The following is an 18,847-nucleotide window of genomic DNA, read 5'->3' on the forward strand; positions in this document are numbered from 1 at the left end:
AACCTCTGTAGCTTTCGCGACGGATTTACAGGGCGTCCGCGGTCTTGCCTCGGTCAGCTCGACTGAGCTGCTGTTTCTCTCCGCCGGGCCGACACCGACAGGTCAGATGCCCACCATCTGCCCTCGCCCACAAAGCTCCCGTTCAACACGACTGGCAGTGCCGTCTCCCGTTACTTGTGTGCGGAAGGTGGGTCAGCGGGTCGTCGCACCGTGGCGGCCCCCTCGGGCCAGAAGCCCAGCAGTTTCCTCCCGCCGCCCAGCCGCCGGACGGCACCGGCGGCGGACACGGTCCCGCAGTTGTAGTCGACCCGCACCGTCACGTTGGTATTGTCCGGGTAGCCAAGGATGACCTGATACTGGTCACGCCCGATGAACAAACAGGCGTTGTTTTCAAGGTCGGCCGAGTCAAGCGTGTTCAGGTAGTCGACCAGCTCGCCGACCTTGTCCACAGTTAACGGGATCGCTTGACGCAACGGATACTCGGGCCCGCTACGTGGAAACGAGTACACGCACAGCAGCGCCGTCGAGCCGCCCCCGGGCACGAAATCACCGTCGCGGCTGGCCTTGACGGGTGTCTGCTTGACGAAGGTGGCGGGACAGGTGGGCGGGCCAGGCTGCTTCACGGGCGCAGTGTCACCCTCGGCTCCACACGCCGCCAGCGCAAAGACAAGCCCCAGGACGATTCCTACCCGGACGATCAGCGATAACCCTTCAGCACCACCCGGCATAGCCACCTCTTCGATCTCCACTAATTCCCAGGGGCTCATCCGAGCGCATCGCCGATCTTGTCATTCATGGTGTCATCTCCCCCGTCGATGCAGTTGGCGTAGACCCGGAGCAGGACGGCGACGCCGTGGCCCAGGCGCCGGGCGACCTCGGTCGGCGGGACGCCGGCATTCAGCCAGAGCGAGGCTGCCGCGTGACGCAGGTCGTAGGGCCGGCGGACGAGTGGCGAGGCGACCTGTGGTTCGGTCAGCGCCTTCTCTCGGGCGAGCTTCCACCACCGGTCGTAGACCGACTCGGAGAGCGGACCGCCATGCAGGCCGCGGAAGAAGCGACCGTCCGGGCCGACACCGTGGTTGTCGACGTGCGCTGCCAGCAGCTCGACCAGCCGGGGCGGGATGGGGACCGTTCGGGTTTCCTGCCGGCCCCGGTGCTTGAGGCCGCGCCGCTCGTGCGAGCCACCGTCATCGGTCCAGTGCGACCCGGCGCGCGGGGCGGTCCCAGCGAGCACCAGGCGGCCCCAGCGGTATTCGATCTTCTCGTGGTCGCAGGACGCGGACGCCTTGACCGCCGCCAGGTCGTCGAAGTCGGTCCCGCAGTCGAGGCAGCGCCCGGGAAGGTCGCAGTCCTCCCGCCGAAGGTCCGCCGCTTCAGAGGGCCGCATGCCCGCGTAGTAGAGGCAGCCGAAGAACGCCGTGACCTTGTCGGCCCGTTTGCCGAGAGATTTCACCGCCTCCAGCAGCGTGGCGACCTGGGCCGGGTTCGCCACCACCCGCCGGTCGATGGACTGGGCGACCTCGGGGGCGGTCCACTGGACCCGGTCGACGGGGTTGGAGGCGATCAGCTCCAGCTCGACGGCGTACCCGAGCGCGTTGTAGAAGGTGGCCCGTTTCCGCTGGACGGTGGAGGCAGCCGCGGGCTTGCCGTCGAGGCGTACGCACAGGCTGTCCAGGACCCGGCGGACCATCGCGGGCGAGTCCAGCTCGACGACCGGCAGCGACGCGGTTTCCAGCCAGGCCAGGGCAGCCGCGTGGTCGGCCGGGATTTCGTCGGACCAGCGGCGCGGGTTCAGCCCGTAGAGGTACAGCGACTCACGGAGCAGGGCGTCATCTGGTCGGCCCCGCTTCGTCGGCCGGGTCAGGGTCACCGTGATCGAGGTCAGCGCCTCGACGATCGACCGCCGGGTCTTGGCCGCCGCCCGGGGCCACTTCATCTCGACATACGCGCGGCTGTGCGCGTACCAGGTGGTGGGGTTCTTGGTTCTGGCCTCGGAGACCGGGCGCCCGGTGGCCGGGTCGAAGGGCTCCCCCGCATTGGCCGCTTGGACCAGCTCGGCGCGGAACGAATGCGCCAGCGCCTTGGTACGGAACATCTCCTCGAAGCGCTGGCCGCTCACTGCCCAGCGGACCCGCCAGGGCCGAGCCTTCCGGTCAGCGCGCTTGCCGATCTCCCAGATCTGGACCTCGTAGCTCTTCACGCAGCGTCCTGCTCCAGCTCACCGAGCCACCGACCGAGCGCCGACCGGCGGACCCGCAGTTGCCCGTTCGGGAGCTTGATCACCCGCGGTCCCTTGCCGGTCTGCCGCCAGTAGAACCAGGTCGAGCGCGGTACGCGCAGCTCGGCGAGCACTTCCGGCACGGTCAACAACTCTTCGTTCACTGTCTTTCCTCCCCGTGGTGCTGTGCGCTGTGCTGAGTTGCCGAAAGATCTGAGGACCCCTGCGCGGCCCGGTCCTTGGCGGCGAGCAGTTCGGACCGCCAGCGGGCGCGTTCGCTGATCGACCGCATGAGCCGATGCGACAGCGGTCCCACGTCGGGGTCGTCGGGCCGGGCGAGTTCCCAGGCATGCCGGACCCGTTCGACGGTGGCGCCCTGGTCGTCGACGAGCTGCCCGGCCTCGCCAGTCGCGCCGCTGTCGGTGGTGGCGCCGAGCAGGGCACGCACCCACGCCCGCGCGTCGTGCTTGTGATCGGCGAGAGTCTTGCCAGACCAGTCGCGGGAAATGAGGATGCGCCGGCCGCCGATGCCGAGGGTGTCCCGCTGGTGCACCTTGCCCTTGCAGCGGCCGGGCTTGAGCTTCGCGTGCGCCTTCTTCGGCTGGACGCCGTAGAGCAGCCAGTTCGCGCAGCGGTCGGTGCACGGGGTGAGCTGGAGTTGCTGCCAGAGCCGGTCGAGGTGTTTGCGCTGCCGGTCGGTGGTCGCCTTGTGGCAGTCGCCGGTGTGCTTGGTGATGTACTTCGTGACGTACCGGATGGTCCGCTCGGCGTCCTCGGTGCCGGGCATGACGCCGCGGGCGTCGACCTGGGCGCCGAAGCGGACGACGTGCACGGGCTCGGCGTCCGGGTCGTCGTCGATGGCGTCGAGGGCTTCCGTCCAGGTACTCAGCGACTCGCGGGTGTCCCGGTCGACCCACGCCGCCGCCTGCTCATCCCAGACCGGGAGCCGGTCGAGGGTGTACCGCTGGACGTCGACCGAAGGCCACCACACCTGGTGATAGGTCGCCGCCGCCACGGTGCGCAGCACGTCGCGGGGGATGGTGCCCCGGATGGCGAAGTGCGCATGTGGGGCGAGTCGACGTTGGGGCTCGACGCAACCGGCGTACTGGACGTTCCAGCCCTCACAGCGGCGCAGGTTCTGCCAGAACCGGTCGAGCAGCCGGGGGAAGTGGACGGCGTCCCAGGCGGCACGGCGGTAGTCGTACCGGTCGGGGTTGACCGGGGTGCCGTCGGGGCGGACCGGCCCGTACGAGTCGAGGGTGAGCGTGAGCCACATCGACGGCCGGAAGGTCGACCCGTCCGGGGCGGTGTAGGTCTTGCCGACGGTGCGCCGCTCGACCTTGCGGCGGGGCAGGTCGGGGGCATCCTGGCGCCGCCTGGTGGAACGCTTGCGCCGACGGCTGGGCTCCTCGTCGGAGTCCTCGTCGACGTTGCCGTGGGGAGGCCCGACGCGACCGCGTAGGCCCTCAGCGGCGATGGCCTCTTCCACCTCGCGGATCGCCTCGTCGAGGTCGGCGACCTGGTCGTACTGGCTGGCCCGGCATGCCTCGTCCCTGGCGAACTCGAAGTGCGCCCGCAGCAGGATCAGCGACTTTTGTTCCTCGGTCGCGGGTTGTGGGCCGGGTAGCGGTTCGTCGTCGCGGTGCCAGCCCTCGCGGATCTGGGCCTGCCGCAGCCGGCGGTTCTTCTTCGCGCACGGTCCGCACTTGTCCTCACGGGTGGCGCCGCAGGGGAGGTCGATGACCTCGGTCAGGCCGGTGTCCAGGTCGGTGCGGCGCATGGCCAGCGGGCGAACGCAGACGCCGTACTCAGCCGCGATTTCCTTGAGCACGTCGACCGAGCGGGGTAGCGCCATGCGGGCCGCCCGCGACCCCGGGCGAGGAGCAACCGGGGTCGGGGCGGCCGGGGCGAGGCCGGGCAGGGTCGCAGCAGTCATCGGATGATCCCGACGACGTGCGGCCGGTTCGACTGGACGACGCTACGCGGAGGCAGCACCGTCGCGGGGGCGGAGGTGACAGCCGGAGCCGGCACAGCCGGCGGTACGGGGTCGGCCGGACGCTGGGGTTCGGGGTCGGGGGTGACCTGCTCGGGCACCTCGTACCAGTCGGTCTGGGGTTGGTCCGGTTCGGGAGCCGGCGGGGTGGCCGGGGCGTTGGACAGGACGACCTTCACCAGGGCGAGGAAGGCCAGGGACGGCACGGCCGCCACGATCCAGCCCCACGCGGAGCGTTCCGCTTCGGCGACCTGGGCGGCGAGGGACAACAGCGCGAACGCGACGAGCAGCGAGGCGACCAGGCCGACCGGGCGGCGGGCACGGCGGCGGGCGCGGAGTTCGAGCCCGAGGTAGATCGCCATCAGCTCGACGGCTACGGCGTTGGCCCAGCCGATCCAGTGCGGTTGGCCGTGGGCCACGGACAGGTCGTGGACGTGGGTGAAGGCGGCGGCGCCGGCCATCGTGCCGATGGCGAGCAGGATCACCAGGCGTACGGCCGATTCGGTGCGCTCGGTCATCGCCACTCCTCCAACGGCTTCTCGCGGATGACCACGTCGATGCGGATGCGCCGGTCGTTCATGTCGCGTCGGCGGTTGACCATGTGCGCCAGGCCGTGCAGGGCGGCGGCGGTCTGGTCGGCGGGGCCGACGAGCTGGATGCGCAGCGGACGCCGGAGCCGGTTGATGAAGCGGGTGAGGGTGGTCATGGCGGTTACCTCCGGGCCGGTCGGATGTCAGTGCGGATGTAGTCGGGAGGGGTGCCGAGCGCGGCGACTGCTTCGGAGAGGCAGCGCCACAGCGCCCACGCCTCGTCGGGGGTCAGAGACATCCGTCGCCGGCCCGCACCGACCGCCAGATAGACCGGGTACGGGTCGGGCCGTTCGGGGTCGACCCGGACGGAGACCGCGGTGTTGGGTTCGGGGGTGCGGAGCCGGTAGAAGCGGCGGCCGTTCGGGGTGTCGGTCACCGCGGCTCACCCCCGCTGTCGCGGTCGAGCAGGTTGCGGAGCGCATCGGGCAGCAGCGGCCCGGACGGCTTGCGGGGCAGCGGAGGGCGCACCGGTTCCGGGGCCGACTCGCGGCCGACCTGGGCGAGGATGTCCGACGCGTCGACGGGTGCCGGGTACTGCTGCGCCATGTCGCGGATGTCGTCGTCGCTGATGTACGAGAACCGGACCCGCAGGGGTTCGGGGGTGCCGTCGAGGATCACGTAGCCGACGCCCTTGGCCCATCGGGGCATCTGGTCGGCCAGCGCGCCCCGGTTGCGGGCACCGTCGCCAAGGACCAGGTCGACTTGCGACGCCTCGGTGAGTCCGAGCGCGATGCGGGTCGGGAACAGGTCCCGGAACGGCAGCACTTCCTTGCGAGGGTCCTGCAACGCCGCCACGACCAGGACCCCGACGCCGGCACCCTGCGACAGGAGCAACCCGAGCGAGCCGGCGATGCGCTTGCGCAGGTCGGCGTCTTGCAGGTACGCAGTGAGCGCGGCCATCTCGTCGATGACGACCACGACGAGGGGATCAGCTTCGGTCGGGGTGTGCACCCGGACCGTTCCGGCGAGCCGGGTTTGCCGCTCCCGCATGACCGTGACGGCCTCGTCGAGGAGGTCGGCCATGGCCTCGAAGGACTTGCAGGCGAACCGGGCGAACAACGGCCGGCCCATGGCGAACTCCATCCCGCCCTTGGGATCGATCACCCAGAGCCGGACCAGGCCGGAGGTGATCCCGCCGGCCAGCGAGCGGACCAGCGACCACAGCACCGAGCCCTTGCCGGACCGGGTGGCCCCGCCGATGAGGACGTGCGTGGCGAGCAGGTGCAGAGACCAGGTGCCCAGGTCTTCCCGCCTCGCGAGGGGCAGTGCGGTGAGGTCCGGGACGGCCGGGGCGTCGAACGGTGCCACGACCGGCCGCAGGGCATCGGTGCGGACGAGCACCAGGTAGACCACGGTCGGCCGATCCCGGAACCGCACCCGGTCCACCAGCCGCAGCAGCAACGCCCAATAGCCGGTCCGGTTCGGCGGGTCGTCGGGCCGCTCGGAGTAGACCCGGGCGTGCCGCCGGCCGAAGGCGTACGCGAGGTTCGCCGTGACCCGCTGGAAGTCGGCCGGGGTCTGCCCGCGGACCATGCGAATGGTCAGCACGTCGAGGGCCTGGTCCGAGCGCACGCGCAGCAGCTCCGGCAGGACGGCGCGATGGTCGTACGTCTCGGCCAGGCCGCACAGGGTCATGGCCTCCCGCCACGCCCGCCGGTACACGAAGACCTGACGGAACCGGCCGAGCAGCGGCCCAGCCCACCACCGCCACCAGGACGCTTCATCGCGCCACCGCCAGACGGCCGACACCGCCGACGCCAGGACCAACGGCACGACCAAGCCCGCCCAGCCGTGGTCGGCGTAGAGGACGACGGCGAGCACGGCCAGGCCCACGGCGACCGGGTGGCACAGGCACCACCAGCAGCCCCGGGCGAGCCAGCGCAGCACCAGGCCGAGCACGACCGCCCACATCGGCAGCTCGAACCGCTTTGGCCGGATCACCATCAGATCCCCAGCGGTCGTCATCACCACCTCGCCCCGCGGCCGGCGCATCATCGCGCACCCCGCAGCGACACGAACCGGCCCGACGAGTCCCGGACCGGGGGAAGGGGAAGAACGAGCTGCCCGACGCAGAGCGGGCAGCGGTCAGCCGCACCGCCGGCCGGGTCGAACCGGGACTGACAGACGCCGCACCGAGGCTGAGCCGGGGCAGCCGAACGCCTACGCTTGGACACGTCACTACCTCTCTCGACAGAGCAGGGGGAAGAGACAGAGGGCGGGGCTGCCGTCCGCCAAGACCTGACAGCCCCGCCCCCACCTGATGCGGCTACGCCGCCGCCTTCTTCGCCACGCCCGCCGGGGCGCGCATCCCGGTCGCCCGCAGCGAGTACGCCATCCGGCCGTTGTTCGACACGTACGGCGTGACCGTCATGCCGTCGAACTCCACCGCCTCGAACGGGGCGCCCGTCGGCGGCACCGGCTGGTAGTCCGCGGAGATCTTCACCGTCGTCTCCCGGGAGCGCTTACCAAGCTCGGGGTCGAGGTCCATCACGCGGACCTGCCACACGCGCTGGCCGGTCAGCTTGTCCTTCGCCGGAGAACGCCGACCCGTCTTCTCGTCGTAGTCCTCCACCTCGCCCAGCGACTCGGGCACCAACGCGCACCCCGCCGGGAACACGTCCTCACAACGCACGGCGAACCTCGTACCGCCACGCAGAGCCATCGCTCAACCTCCAGGTTGTTGGCATGTCTGCCAAGTTGAGACTCCAAGGTAGACGGCACTTGGCAGACAAGTCAACAACCTTGCTTGACGGGGTCGCCGCAGCCACATGGAAGCTTGGTTCGGCTTACGCAGGCGCGGCGTAATCCAATCCAGATACAGATTTGCTGTGCGGAATTAAACCACCCCAAAAGTGGGATGATAAGCGCGTGCAGACTTCACTTTAATCAAACACAAACGGGGTATTCGCACTCTTGACGCCAAACCCCAAAGCCCTTACGCTATTGGCAGCACGCGGCAAGCGTGCAACAAAACAAGCAGGCAATAATCCTCAAGAAAGGGCAGCAAGGTGTGGGAATTCGTTTTGAACTGTATTGAATGGGGGGCGGGGATAACTGGTTTTCCGCTGGTCATCTTGATCGTAGTAGTGGTCACACGTCTAGCGCAGCTAACAGCAATTAGTCATGAATCCGGAAGCGGTCCCACCTGGGAAGACCTGGCATCAGCGCTCGCCCCTTGGGTGAGAATCGAGTTCCGACAGGGCGACCCTCACCGCCGTTGCGATGGCTGCCTGGACAGACTCGTGGCGTGACAGATGGGGTCAGCCAGCTCAATTCGGCGGTAGTCAGGGCAAGTTCGGGGTACTGCTGATGCCATGGCAGACGAACGACAGGGCCTAGCCGTCGATGATGCTCATTCCCGTCCGGACGGGGTTGACGATATGACGATCGAGGCGCTGGGCGAGTTGAGCAAAGCGCTGGAGACGATCCACCGGGTGCGCGGTCACCTGTACTCGGCGCACCAGCTCGTTGGCGGCGCGGATCTCACCCTTGACCGTGTGGTGAAGCTGCTTCGCGAAGCCGGGCACGACGAGGTGGCCGACCGGGTCGAGCACGAGCTGTTGGGGCGCAACGTGCTACCCGGGCGGTGGACGTTTCAGATCGTGGAGGAGTTCGACGACGGCTACTACGCGGCGTTCCAGGAGATCGAGCGGGACGCGCGGGAGAAGCTGGCCGGTGGGCGGCGGCACATCTACGAGGCGGAGATGAAGCAGCGGCGCCGCACCCACGGCATGCCGGGGCATGAGGCTACGCCAGAGGCGTAAGCGGCAGACCGTTAGGCAGCATCGAGGCCAGGGCGTTGGCTCTGGCCTCGATGATCCTCATCCGGGCCCGATACTCGGCCGGTTCCCGGTGCGCAGCCTGGCTGGTGACTTGGCCGGGCCACTTGCGGTAGAGCAGGCCGTACTCGCGGGTGAAGTAACCTTCGCTCACCGCGTTGGCGGCGAGCAGGAGGCCGGTGTCCTCGCTGGCGGGCAGGGCCATCCAGCCGCCCAGGGCGAAGACGAGATCCCGCCGCAGGCACAGGGTCGCTGGATGAACCGATGCCCGGTAGTCGTTGGCCTGCCAGAACGACAGGACCGAACCGCGATCGACGACCCCGCCGGCCGGGTCCTTGTCCCATCCGGCGGTCGACCCGTCGGGCAGCAGGTCGAGTACGCGCGAGGTAGCCCAGCCGATGTGAGGATGCACGGCGAAGGCGGCGATGTCCCGGGCAAGCGCACCAGGGGTCAACTGGTCATCGGCGTCCAGGACCTTGATGAGATCCCCCGACACCCGGGCCAGCGCAAGGGTACGGGCCACCCCAGGTCCACCGGAACGGCCGGTGCCGACGCTGATCCGAGGATCATCGGGCAGCGCGTCGACCAGGGCGCCGGTCTGCCCGTCTTCCTGGACGAGCCATTGCCAGTCCCACCCGGCAGGCATTTCCTGCTTAGCCAACGACTCGTAGGCGCCAGCAAGGTGCTCGATGCTGGGCGCGTGGACTGGCGTGATGACCGAGACGAGCTGCGTCAAGTTTTCCACCGTTGAAGTTTGTGGGAGTACACAAGCTCGGTGCGGTCGCCTGGCATCACCGCGTCGGCGACCTCGACGACGCGGCCCGTGGTGTCGACCGAGGTCTTCCGCACGGTGAGCACTGAGACGCCTGGGTCGATGTCCAGCAGCTCGGCCTCATCAGGTGACGGCGGGCGAGCCCGGACCTCGTCGTCGATCCGGTCTAGCTCGATGCCCAGCGTGTAGAGCTGGTGCTGCGTACCGCCGGGCCATGGTTCCTTGCTCTCGTCGAGCAGGTCCGGGTTCACGGCCACCAGGTCGTACGGCAGGTAGGAGTACGACAGCGTCAGCGGCGCGTTCTCGTGGCGGGAGGAGGTCCAATAGACCCGGCGCAGGAGCGGCGTACCCGGCTCGACCTGCAAGGCCGCCGCCATCTCCTCGTCCGCGTCGACACGGGAGTACTCAGCGTGGAACTTGAGGTCATCGACTGTCAGGCCGGTGTCGTGCTCGATGGCGCCGGTCTTCAACCGCTCAGCCTCGTCGAGCAGGACCCGGTCCTTCTCCCACTGGTACCGCTCGGTGTTGCGACGGCGTACCCGCTGGCGCGGTGCCCGCACGTAGGTGCCGCGGCCCTGCTCGGCCCGGACCAGGCCCCATTCCCGAAGCTGCCGGATCGCGTTGCGCACGCTGGTTCGGGACAGGCCGGACGTGTCGGCCAACTCCGTCTCGCTCGGCATCAGCGTGCCAGGGGCCAGCTCACCGCTCATGATCTTCGCCCGCAACTCCTCCGCGAGTTGCAGGTAGCGAGGGCGCCAGTCCCGGCCATGCACACCGGTCACCGTACCCCCTAGACGTTCCAACGTCTGCCAGGTGGTCCCCCCGGCGGGCCGCTCAGGAACGGGAGGGACCACTACCGCAGCTCGCGGCGACTGCACACGGCGCGGGCCGGGAGTGCGAGAGGCGGCTACGCCCCGACGGCTGCTGGTGTTCACCGCGTCTCCCCCGTCCGTTCGTGTCGACCACCCGGTGGAAGCATCGCCAGACGGGCTTGCGTCAGCTCGTCAATGAGCCGGTCCACCTGCGCCGGCGACAGGAGCACAGTCTGCGTTGCGCCGTAGCGGGTCGCGTCGAGCTTCACCGCCAGGTCCCGACGCGCGAACCGGTCGATAAGCAATTGGAGGCTGATCCAACCGGTCTGCTCCCGCCCGATGGTGGCCGGGAAGCCTCGGTGCATCGGGTCGTTCGGTCCGCAGCCCCGGCACCACATCGGGCACACGACTGGCACGATCAACAACAACGGCTGACGCCCCGTCATGGGTTCGCCCTCACTCATCGTCGGCCCCCTGCTGGCCGCCAGCTTGCTTCAGTAGCTCGCGAAGCTGCTCGACCAGTTGGGCAACCTGCGGCAACGGCAACTCCGCCCAGCCCATCCCGGCCCGGCACGCCGCGTGAACCGCGATCAAGGGCACCGTGGCGTCTGCACCGATGAGGTACGTGACGATGTGGCCGCTCACTCGGGTATCGCCGACCCGGTACATCGGGCCGCGATGGCGCCGGGCCATGTGCGTCATCAGCGGCGGCACCAGGTGGCCGCAGCGATCCGGGGCGCACCAGTCCGGGTGGCTCATGACGTCAGCCGGTTTGCTCGTGCGGCTCACCGCGGCCACCGTCCACCGTTGCCCCGGTAGAGCTGCGCCCGCGTCATCGGTGGCGCGTATCGCAGCGCGGGCAGCTCCCGCGTCGGCCCCGAGGGCCACCGATGCGAGGGCGCGACAGAAACCGGCCGCGGATGCGACAAAGCGTTGAAGCTGGCGACCCGGGTCGACGGGCGCATCCAGGACCACCAGGACGAGAACCAGCGGCGTCGACGATGAAAGCCGGACATCACACCTCCACAGGTAGTCGGGGACCGGTGGCCAGCCACGGGGGAATGCAGCCGGCCACCGGCCCGGATGAAGGCACGGCGCACCATCCGACACAGACGGGTCGGGTGTCGCCGAGCCAACTTGTACGCGCGGCTACCGCAACCGGTCCGACAGGACGCCGCGCATCAGGTGCGACCAGGGCCAGCGCGCGCCACCACCCCTGATACGAGCCGTCACCCTGGCCGCACATCGGGAAACGTACCTACAAGTGGACGTGTTGTCTACACGTCGAAACGGGCCACTTGGCTGGCACTTGGTAAGACAAGTGCCAGGTACGGTGAGCAAGTGCCCACCCCGCACTACGGCCAGCCCCGCTATCGCTCGATCGCCGATGAGCTGCGAGCACGCATTGAGAGCTATGCCATCCCGCCCGGCGCCCTCTTACCAGCCGAGAGCGTGCTCACTGCCGAGTTCAAGGCAAGTCGCGGGACGATCCGCCAGGCCATTGCGGTATTGCGCGACGAACGCCTGGTTGCAACAGAACACGGACGAGGCACCTACGCGAAGCCACGCCGGCACGAGAACGGGCCAGATGAGGGCTCCGTAGAAGCGGAAACACGGCAGCGCCAAATCCCCGCCGACCGGGAGCTTGCAGCCCTATTTGCTGTCGAGGTGGGTACGGCCCTGGTCGAACAGCAGAGTGTCACCCGAAAGAATGGGACCGTCGGAGCAGTCGTCAGAACCTATCGACTGCTTCAGACAAGGCGGTAGAGCGAATGCCCAGCCACACAGTCAAGGGCATCGTCCCGATCGGCCCGCTGGACGCCCCGCCCCGCCCCGTCAGGGTCACGAGCCCAGGAGACAGCATCTTGTCCATGTCAATGCACCGTTTGAAGGCTGGACATGATCGTTCGGCAGGGTAGAGACTCAGGGGATGGCTTCGGCTTCGCATAGCGCTGCCCCGAGCGCAGTCGGCTATCAGCATCAGACCTGGTGGGCGTTGGTGGAACTCCTGCGCTCTGGGGTTGACAGGCCGGATGCGTCCATCACTTTGGAGCTGCATGACGACGTCGCCTGGGAAGAAGACACCAGCCCGACGCATCTGCTTCAAGTCAAGCACCACCAGCAGACCCATCGAGCACTGACCGATACCTCCACAGATGTGTGGCGCACGCTGAAGGTCTGGATGGACACCGCGACGCCGAGCGACCCGTCCGGCCCGCAACTGCTCTTGATCACGACTCAAACAGCGGGTGCCGGTACGGCGGTTGCAGCCCTGCGCCCCGAGACCCTCGACGAACGCACCGCCCTCGCAGGGCTTGAGGCTGTGGCTAGAGACACGGCATCAGACCAAACCAGAAAGGCCCGGGAGCAGTTTCTCGCACTTAGTCCGGGCGATCGCCGTACCTTCCTCACCAGGATCCGCGTCATCGATGGTTCGCCCCACATCCAGGACGTGCCCGCGTTGGTACGCACACACCTGCACTGGGCGCTGCCGCTGGGGCATGAGGAGTTGTTTTTGGCGATGGTCTGGCGATGGTGGGATGAACAGGCACTGGCGATGTTGCAAAAGCGGCTCCGCAGCCTCGATGTCGGCGTGGCGCAGGCGGCGATAGCGGACATTCGCGACCAGTTCACCAGCGGGAGATTGCCCACCCTGGTCGATTTGCTGGACGTCGATGTCGACACGGTCGCTGCCGAATACCGAACTCACACGTTCGTGCAACAGATGCAGTGGGTTGCCTATCCGCCGCGGAACCTGCAGAAGGCGATCGTCGACTACTATCGCGCGTACACCCAGACTGTCCGGTGGTTGGATGAGGATCTGATTGGTGTAGCTGAGCTGACCAAATTCGAGGCAGAGCTCGTCGACGAGTGGGAGCGCGAGTTCGACTGGATGCTCGACACGCTCGATGACGACGCGGACGAAGCGGCTAAGCAGGAGGCCGGCAAGCAGATGTTGCGGCAATTGCTGGCTCAGACGGGCATCACCGTCCGTGCTCGTTATAACGAGCCCTTCTTTGTTCGCGGAAAACGTCACGTTTTAGCTGATGCTGGACGCATCGGCTGGCATCCGGACTTTGAAAGCCGCGTCAAGAAGTTGCTGCAAGTCGTCGCGTGAGGCAGCTCATCTCGCCAGGAAGTACGTGACCTAAGGGGGTGCTATGACGGTGTGGACTGATCGACCGCCGATCGTGGCCGCAATGCTGAACCCTGCGCTGATCGCGGTAATCCTCGCTACCGCCGCCGACGGGTACCGCAAAGAGTCGGATCGCGCACTGCCGTGGCCTTTGGCCTTCATCATCGTTCCGTTGGTGCTTCATCGCGGGACTCGGCAAGCCCTACCCACCTCGACCAGAACTCACCTGGCGACGTGGACTTCCCGTAACCCGCTGCTGCGCACTGGGTTCCCACCTCGAGCGCAGAGCCTTGTCGAGCCAGTGAGAGAGGGCGTACGGTTTGGCCTCGCCCAGGGGGTGCTCACCGTCGAAGGAGATGCCTTGCAAGGTAGGACCCGCCGTCCGAGGGGATTCCAGATGCCCGATGAACTTGCGGACATCCTCCGAAGAGCGAGCTTCGTTGGCCGTTGGTTGGCGAAGATTGACAACACCGCGACCGTTTTTGCGGTCCTCGGCGTGACACCCTGATTGCCGTGCAACTGCTCGCGATCATTCTCTACAGCAATCACGGTCGTCGGCGCGTCCTCAACTTCACCCCTGGGGCTCTCAACATTGTGACCGGGGAGTCGAAGACGGGGAAGAGTGCCCTGCTCGACATCGTCGAGTACTGCCTGGGCCGCGACACGTTGCAAATGCCGATCGGCCCGATCACCAGCACCGTTTCATGGTATGCGGCGTTGTTCGAACTGGACGGCGGTCGGGCGTTCGTCGCGAGGCCCGCGCCTGACGCTGGCAAGGCGTCGACCCAGCGCGCAATGCTGGAATTCGGAGCCGACCTGGCCCCACTTGAGTTTGAAGACCTCGTGGTGAACGCGGATTCGGACGCTGTTCGGGAGCAGCTCGGGCGTCGCATCGGCATCGAGGAGAACCTGCACGAGCCGCCGGTGGGCTCGGCGCGGTATCCACTTGAGGCGCACATCGGGCACGCCGCGTTGCTGTGCCTGCAGCGGCAGGGCGAAATCGCCGCCCGCGACCTACTGTTCCACCGGCAAGGCGATCAGGGCATGGCGCAAACCCTTAAAGACACCATCCCGTACTTCATCGGCGCCGTACCGCGAGACCAGGCGCTCAAGCGCGCCCAACTCAGCGCGGCCCGTCGAGAGCTGCGCCGTGCGGAGACGGTCTATCGCCAAGCGGTTCGAGCAAGCGAGGCCGCCGACGCAGGCCTAGCGACGCTCTGGCGGGAGGCGTACACGCTCGGACTGGTCGACAGGGACCAACCAGTGGATCGATCCAGCATGGTCGGTCTTCTGCACGCCGCCGTCACCGCAGCTGCCACTACCCCGGAAATACCTGATCCCGAAATGGGCGGCCGCATCGCCGCGCTACAGCGGGAACGCGACCAGGTACGTGACCGTCTCCGCGGCCTCAATGCTGAACGGGACGTACTTCTGCAACAAAACGACACCGAGACCGACTTCACCGGGGCCATTCGAGTTCAAACCGCCAGATTGGCAAGCCTCGACCTTCTGGGACTGCCCACCAACGGCACCACCGCCGCGATGGCCGACACCCACGAGGGACCTTTCCCGTGCCCACTCTGCGGCTCGGCACTCGCCGAACCAGACCCCGCGCCAGAGCAACTGCGGCAGAGTCTGGTGCAGCTCAGCAACCAGCTCAGCGGCGTGGACGCCGCCCGTCCTGCCCGACGCGCCGCTTTGCAGGCCCTCGATGAGCAAGCCGCCGCTCTGCGCAACCAACTCAGAGCAGCCGAGGGCGCCATTCAGTCGCTGATCGCAAGTCAGGCAGTCACCGAGCAGCTTCCCGATACCGCACGGCGCGACTTCACCCGCGGCCGTATCCACGCGACACTCGCTGCACTACCCGGCAGCTCGGAGGCCGAGCTGGCTCGGCTACGTCACCAGTACGAGACTGCCCTCGGCCGAGTGCGAACGCTCGAGGCCGAACTCGACCCTGCCGAGGAACGCGAACAGCTGACCTCACGCCTGGTGACCATCAGCCAAGACATGACCAGATGGGCTGACCGGCTCCAGTTGGAGCACCGTAGCGGAAGCGTCCGTCTCGATCTGAACCGCCTCACCGTTGTCACCGACACCGAGCAAGGTCCAGCACCTTTGTTCCGCATCGGTAGTGGAGAGAACTGGGTCGGCTACCACCTCATCACCCACCTCGCACTGCACCGCTACTTCGTAAGACAGCACCGACCGGTCCCACGACTGCTCATGCTCGACCAACCCACGCAAGTCTGGTACCGATCCGAGGTCGACCAGAGGTCAGGCACACCAGGCCAGGACACCGACCGTGAGGCAGTGGGTCGACTGTTCCGCCTGATTCACGACGTGATCGTGGAACTGGCCCCCGAGATGCAAGTGATCGTCTGCGACCACGCCAACCTACCCGAGCAGTGGTTCCAGAACTCCGTAAGACACAATTGGCGCGCCGGGGAAAAGCTGATACCCAAGGAATGGATCGAGGAAGAAGCGGCGCGTTAAGAGCTCCAAATCTAGACGAGCAGTCGCCTGTCCACGTCTACGCTTAGCCTTCTAGCCGCCTTGGCCTAACTATTGCGCACGCCGCCTGAGGTAGACCATGACCGAAAACTTCGAGAATCTGTCGGACTATGACTTCGAACGATTGGTAGCGGACCTGCTGACTGCGGAATGGAACGTCCACGTAGAAAGCTTTCCGCGAGGCAGAGACGGTGGGGTCGACCTGCGGGTCTTAGGGCCGGCGGAGAGGCCTTTGTATCTCGCGCCAGGTGATGAAGTTGTAGTTCAGTGTAAGCATCGACCGACAGCGGCCTTCAAAGACGTCAAAAGCGAGCTCACCAAAGAGGCGAAGAAAGGCATTGCCGGTGCGGCTTCTCGATATATCCTGGTTACTTCCGCAAGGCTCACCCGAGCGAACAAGAAGAGCATAGAGGCGATATTCGGGAATAGAATATCTGAGGTCGACATCCTGGGGCGGGACGACATTGCCGCCCTAATCCGACGCCATCCCGATGTAGAGAAGGCGACACCTAAGCTGTGGATGTCGAGCGGCGCAGTTCTGAGCGTGCTGGTGCACCATCTTGAGCATCTGCGATCCGTCTACCTTCGAGAAGAACTGCGCCGCCTGCAGCGCAGCTTTATCGAAACAAAGTTTGTGGCGAAGGCAATGGAAAGCATCGACGAGCACGGCATTTGCATTCTCGCCGGGCCGCCAGGGGTCGGCAAGACTACGACCGCGCACATCGTTCTTCTCCGATTCATGGCAGACGGCTGGCAGCCAGTTACCGCTGTAGGGGACGTGCGAGAACTCGAGGCACAAATAGACCCAAATATGCGTCAGATCCTCTTCTTTGACGATTTTTTGGGCCAGACATCGCTAGAAGAGAAGGTAAGGACAGGGGGTGATGGAGAGCTGCTGCGCCTTATTCGTCATGTCGAGTCTGATCCAACCAAGGTCTTTATCATGACAACACGGGACTACATCCTTCGACAGGCCCAGCAGAGCTACGAAAAGCTAGGTGATCCGATTTTCGGTACCGCCCGAATTCTTGTTAACGCCGAGTCTCTATCGCTACACGAGAAGTGCCACATTCTGTATAACCAGCTCTACTTTTCTCCCCTGAGGAGAGCAGCTTCCGCTGCTCCAAGCGGTGAATACATTCGGGTGGTCTCACATCGCAACTTCAATCCGCGCATGACTGAGGCCGCCATCGCGGCGCTCGTTCGAGAAGCCGGGCTCAAACCACGGAGACGAGATCCTCCGGTCTCCGAGGAGAGAGAATACCGCACCAATTTCTTGGACCCCACAGAAGTCCCAGCTCGTCTTCTAGAAGCTTTAGAAAAGCCGGAGGAACTGTGGGATCACGTTCTTCGACACCAGCTCGATGACTTACCGCGAGCTGTTCTCCTCGTTCGTTTTTCTATGGGCTCCGCGAGTATCCTTACCAGTGAGCTATACGCCGCCACGAGAGCCTTCTGCGAGCAAGAGGACCGTCGTTGCTTAGAGGTTGACCTCGACTCCGCTGTTTCCATTCTCGAGGGAGACCTTCTGTCGCTGGAATTGAGCGACCGCCAGCGAGGCTCTGTTGGTGCGCTGAATCCAGGACTCGCGGATGCAGTGGGCGCGTTTTTGGCTCGATATCCGGGCCTGATGCTGTCTATCATCAAGTCCGCCGTTTCCTACATCCAAGTTAGGTCCTTAGCAGGCTTTTTTGGGTATCCTTTCGAACTGCCTCGAACTCAACCTAACCCTCAACGAAAAGAGGCAGGAGAAGCGATCGTCAGGAACATCGAACGCACCCTGTTCTCCTCGTCCGTCACATCAACGGAGAACGTGCTCTTTGCCATCAGTCAACCTTGGTATCGACAGATAGGAACACGTCTCGAATTCCTTCTGAATATGTATAGCGTCACGCGAATGAGGCCGCGCAGTGGCCTGTTCGAGCAGATCGCAGACGGAATCATTCAGAAATTCCAGCACCTGGACGCTAGTGACCTAATCCGCGTACTCCAGGCTCTTCGATCGGACCAAGTGCCCCAGGAGTGGAGGCCCGCCCGGACCACCTTCGAGGTGAAAATTCTAGAAAGGCTATCGCGAGCCGAGGATGTGAGGGATTGGGGACTTTTGAAGTCCGCCATGAACATCATCCCGGTTACTGATCATTTCGTCAATGACATGACCGACAGGTTTGAGGCGTTTGCATCTGAACTAATAGCTGAACTGGTTTCCCAACTTGAAGGGGACCCGCAGGGGGATGAGGAAGATATCTATGAAGATATAAGTTCTATGGCCGACAGGTGGAGTTGTTCCCTAGACACATCTGAGATTGAAGAGCTACTGGAGAGACAGCGGGAGCGAGAAGAGTCGGAGGCGGACTCCAGTTTCCCGCAACCATTCTTAAGTATGCTGAAGCAGACAGGTGGGGGCAGTTCGGCTACTGCTGACCCCTCGAGGCTGTTCGACCTTCTCTAGATCGTGTCACTCGGCTCGGCTTGCGAACGGCTCTTGCAAGTGAATGTGCGAGACGTCTCCGTTCCCTTCTCTCTACGTACTGCCGATTTGCTCTGTTCTGGATCAAGGCGCCGCGCTCCGCGCGGCGCGGGGGCGGTGAGCCGGCCGGCGGCAAACCGCCCCGGCCGCCTTCGGCGCCGGGGCGGAGAGCCACCGACTGCCGCCGGACCGCCGCCCCCGAATCTGCGGATCCAGGAAGCGGCACGATTACGGCCAGGCGGTACGGAAGCCGAACGGGTCGACCTGGTCGAGGGCCGGGGCTTCCGACTGCCGCGCCAGTCCAACCCCGGGACTGGCTTGCCCTCGGCCTGCCTCCCGTAGCCAGCGACACGCCAGCCGCGGAGCCCTCAGCCGGTCCCTACGCGTACGGCCCCGCGCCAGCCTGGCAAGCGCCGCCAGCACCAACAGCGCAGCCCCCAGTGGAGCGCTCAGAGGCAAGATCGACCCGCCCACGATCTGCCCACAACCAGCCGTCAACGGCTGGACGCAGTCGGACTCGGCCAGACAAACGACAACGGCCCCCGATCAGCATTCCTGCTGGTCAG

General features: G+C 66.0%; 19 protein-coding genes. 6 read left to right on the forward strand and 13 right to left on the reverse strand.

All coding sequences use genetic code 11. The features are described 5' to 3' along the window. Positions 1 to 170 precede the first annotated feature (170 nt). The 9 genes from ACGF7U_RS12150 to ACGF7U_RS12190 form a co-directional block, all read right to left on the reverse strand. Positions 171 to 749 (reverse strand): hypothetical protein, encoded by a 579-nt coding sequence (locus ACGF7U_RS12150; protein WP_393105659.1) that lies wholly within the window; start codon positions 747 to 749, stop codon positions 171 to 173. Positions 750 to 763: 14 nt separating this feature from the next. Then, positions 764 to 2,200 (reverse strand): tyrosine-type recombinase/integrase, encoded by a 1,437-nt coding sequence (locus ACGF7U_RS12155; RefSeq protein ID WP_393105661.1) that lies wholly within the window; start codon positions 2,198 to 2,200, stop codon positions 764 to 766. Continuing rightward, positions 2,197 to 2,382: an AlpA family transcriptional regulator gene (locus ACGF7U_RS12160; protein ID WP_018784531.1), complete on the reverse strand. Its 186-nt coding sequence runs from the start codon at positions 2,380 to 2,382 to the stop codon at positions 2,197 to 2,199. The genes ACGF7U_RS12155 and ACGF7U_RS12160 overlap by 4 nt, the downstream gene beginning before the upstream one ends. After that, complete coding sequence (locus tag ACGF7U_RS12165) at positions 2,379 to 4,154, reverse strand: replication initiator (RefSeq protein WP_393105663.1); 1,776 nt, start codon at positions 4,152 to 4,154, stop codon at positions 2,379 to 2,381. Before ACGF7U_RS12165 ends, ACGF7U_RS12160 begins: the two co-directional genes overlap by 4 nt. Next, positions 4,151 to 4,729, reverse strand: coding sequence for a DUF2637 domain-containing protein (locus ACGF7U_RS12170; protein ID WP_393105665.1), 579 nt, complete (start codon positions 4,727 to 4,729; stop codon positions 4,151 to 4,153). The genes ACGF7U_RS12165 and ACGF7U_RS12170 overlap by 4 nt, the downstream gene beginning before the upstream one ends. Further along, positions 4,726 to 4,917, reverse strand: coding sequence for a hypothetical protein (locus ACGF7U_RS12175; protein ID WP_393105667.1), 192 nt, complete (start codon positions 4,915 to 4,917; stop codon positions 4,726 to 4,728). Before ACGF7U_RS12175 ends, ACGF7U_RS12170 begins: the two co-directional genes overlap by 4 nt. A gap of 5 nt (positions 4,918 to 4,922) precedes the next feature. After that, the gene (locus tag ACGF7U_RS12180) at positions 4,923 to 5,177 is read right to left on the reverse strand and encodes a hypothetical protein (protein ID WP_393105668.1); all 255 of its coding nucleotides are present in this window, start codon (positions 5,175 to 5,177) and stop codon (positions 4,923 to 4,925) included. After that, entirely contained in the window at positions 5,174 to 6,766 is a 1,593-nt protein-coding gene (locus tag ACGF7U_RS12185; RefSeq protein WP_393105669.1) for an FtsK/SpoIIIE domain-containing protein, read from the reverse strand. Before ACGF7U_RS12185 ends, ACGF7U_RS12180 begins: the two co-directional genes overlap by 4 nt. A 301-nt stretch (positions 6,767 to 7,067) precedes the next feature. After that, entirely contained in the window at positions 7,068 to 7,463 is a 396-nt protein-coding gene (locus ACGF7U_RS12190; RefSeq protein ID WP_393105671.1) for a transcriptional regulator, read from the reverse strand. 652 nt (positions 7,464 to 8,115) lie between these two features. On the opposite strand from ACGF7U_RS12190, the gene ACGF7U_RS12195 reads away from it, so the two are divergent. After that, positions 8,116 to 8,565, forward strand: coding sequence for a hypothetical protein (locus ACGF7U_RS12195; RefSeq protein WP_393105673.1), 450 nt, complete (start codon positions 8,116 to 8,118; stop codon positions 8,563 to 8,565). Here ACGF7U_RS12195 and ACGF7U_RS12200 read toward each other — a convergent pair. From ACGF7U_RS12200 to ACGF7U_RS12215, 4 genes are all read right to left on the reverse strand, one after another. Then, positions 8,549 to 9,325: a glycosyltransferase family 2 protein gene (locus tag ACGF7U_RS12200; RefSeq protein WP_393105675.1), complete on the reverse strand. Its 777-nt coding sequence runs from the start codon at positions 9,323 to 9,325 to the stop codon at positions 8,549 to 8,551. The genes ACGF7U_RS12195 and ACGF7U_RS12200 overlap by 17 nt on opposite strands. After that, a complete protein-coding gene (locus ACGF7U_RS12205; RefSeq protein WP_393105677.1) occupies positions 9,313 to 10,134 on the reverse strand; it encodes a GntR family transcriptional regulator in 822 nt (273 codons plus the stop codon). The genes ACGF7U_RS12200 and ACGF7U_RS12205 overlap by 13 nt, the downstream gene beginning before the upstream one ends. 149 nt (positions 10,135 to 10,283) lie before the next feature. Continuing rightward, positions 10,284 to 10,628, reverse strand: a complete 345-nt coding sequence (locus ACGF7U_RS12210; protein ID WP_393105679.1) for a precorrin-4 C11-methyltransferase — start codon at positions 10,626 to 10,628, stop codon at positions 10,284 to 10,286. Continuing rightward, positions 10,621 to 10,953, reverse strand: coding sequence for a hypothetical protein (locus ACGF7U_RS12215; protein WP_393105681.1), 333 nt, complete (start codon positions 10,951 to 10,953; stop codon positions 10,621 to 10,623). Before ACGF7U_RS12215 ends, ACGF7U_RS12210 begins: the two co-directional genes overlap by 8 nt. 552 nt (positions 10,954 to 11,505) lie before the next feature. Between ACGF7U_RS12215 and ACGF7U_RS12220 the strand changes: the two genes are divergently transcribed. The 5 genes from ACGF7U_RS12220 (at position 11,506) to ACGF7U_RS12240 (ending at position 18,263) form a co-directional block, all read left to right on the forward strand. Further along, positions 11,506 to 11,931 (forward strand): GntR family transcriptional regulator, encoded by a 426-nt coding sequence (locus tag ACGF7U_RS12220; RefSeq protein ID WP_393105683.1) that lies wholly within the window; start codon positions 11,506 to 11,508, stop codon positions 11,929 to 11,931. Between the two features lie 163 nt (positions 11,932 to 12,094). Continuing rightward, on the forward strand, positions 12,095 to 13,282 hold the full coding sequence (locus ACGF7U_RS12225) for an ABC-three component system protein (RefSeq protein ID WP_393105685.1): 1,188 nt from the start codon (positions 12,095 to 12,097) through the stop codon (positions 13,280 to 13,282). 43 nt (positions 13,283 to 13,325) lie between these two features. Further along, on the forward strand, positions 13,326 to 13,808 hold the full coding sequence (locus tag ACGF7U_RS12230; protein WP_393105687.1) for a three component ABC system middle component: 483 nt from the start codon (positions 13,326 to 13,328) through the stop codon (positions 13,806 to 13,808). A gap of 5 nt (positions 13,809 to 13,813) precedes the next feature. Further along, positions 13,814 to 15,793 (forward strand): DUF3732 domain-containing protein, encoded by a 1,980-nt coding sequence (locus tag ACGF7U_RS12235; protein WP_393105689.1) that lies wholly within the window; start codon positions 13,814 to 13,816, stop codon positions 15,791 to 15,793. Between the two features lie 97 nt (positions 15,794 to 15,890). Beyond that, on the forward strand, positions 15,891 to 18,263 hold the full coding sequence (locus ACGF7U_RS12240) for a restriction endonuclease (RefSeq protein ID WP_393105691.1): 2,373 nt from the start codon (positions 15,891 to 15,893) through the stop codon (positions 18,261 to 18,263). Positions 18,264 to 18,847: the final 584 nt, after the last annotated feature.

This window comes from Micromonospora sp. NPDC047670, assembly GCF_043204915.1.
Lineage (GTDB): Bacteria > Actinomycetota > Actinomycetes > Mycobacteriales > Micromonosporaceae > Micromonospora.

What these genes read in the sequence shown, in the direction of transcription:
- ACGF7U_RS12165 (WP_393105663.1), bottom strand. Translation starts at nt 4,154, where the DNA reads ATGACTGCTGCGACCCTGCCCGGCCTCGCCCCGGCCGCCCCGACCCCG.
- ACGF7U_RS12170 (WP_393105665.1), bottom strand. Translation starts at nt 4,729, where the DNA reads ATGACCGAGCGCACCGAATCGGCCGTACGCCTGGTGATCCTGCTCGCC.
- ACGF7U_RS12175 (WP_393105667.1), bottom strand. Translation starts at nt 4,917, where the DNA reads ATGACCACCCTCACCCGCTTCATCAACCGGCTCCGGCGTCCGCTGCGC.
- ACGF7U_RS12185 (WP_393105669.1), bottom strand. Translation starts at nt 6,766, where the DNA reads ATGACGACCGCTGGGGATCTGATGGTGATCCGGCCAAAGCGGTTCGAG.
- ACGF7U_RS12190 (WP_393105671.1), bottom strand. Translation starts at nt 7,463, where the DNA reads ATGGCTCTGCGTGGCGGTACGAGGTTCGCCGTGCGTTGTGAGGACGTG.
- ACGF7U_RS12195 (WP_393105673.1), top strand. Translation starts at nt 8,116, where the DNA reads ATGGCAGACGAACGACAGGGCCTAGCCGTCGATGATGCTCATTCCCGT.
- ACGF7U_RS12210 (WP_393105679.1), bottom strand. Translation starts at nt 10,628, where the DNA reads ATGAGTGAGGGCGAACCCATGACGGGGCGTCAGCCGTTGTTGTTGATC.
- ACGF7U_RS12225 (WP_393105685.1), top strand. Translation starts at nt 12,095, where the DNA reads ATGGCTTCGGCTTCGCATAGCGCTGCCCCGAGCGCAGTCGGCTATCAG.
- ACGF7U_RS12230 (WP_393105687.1), top strand. Translation starts at nt 13,326, where the DNA reads ATGACGGTGTGGACTGATCGACCGCCGATCGTGGCCGCAATGCTGAAC.
- ACGF7U_RS12240 (WP_393105691.1), top strand. Translation starts at nt 15,891, where the DNA reads ATGACCGAAAACTTCGAGAATCTGTCGGACTATGACTTCGAACGATTG.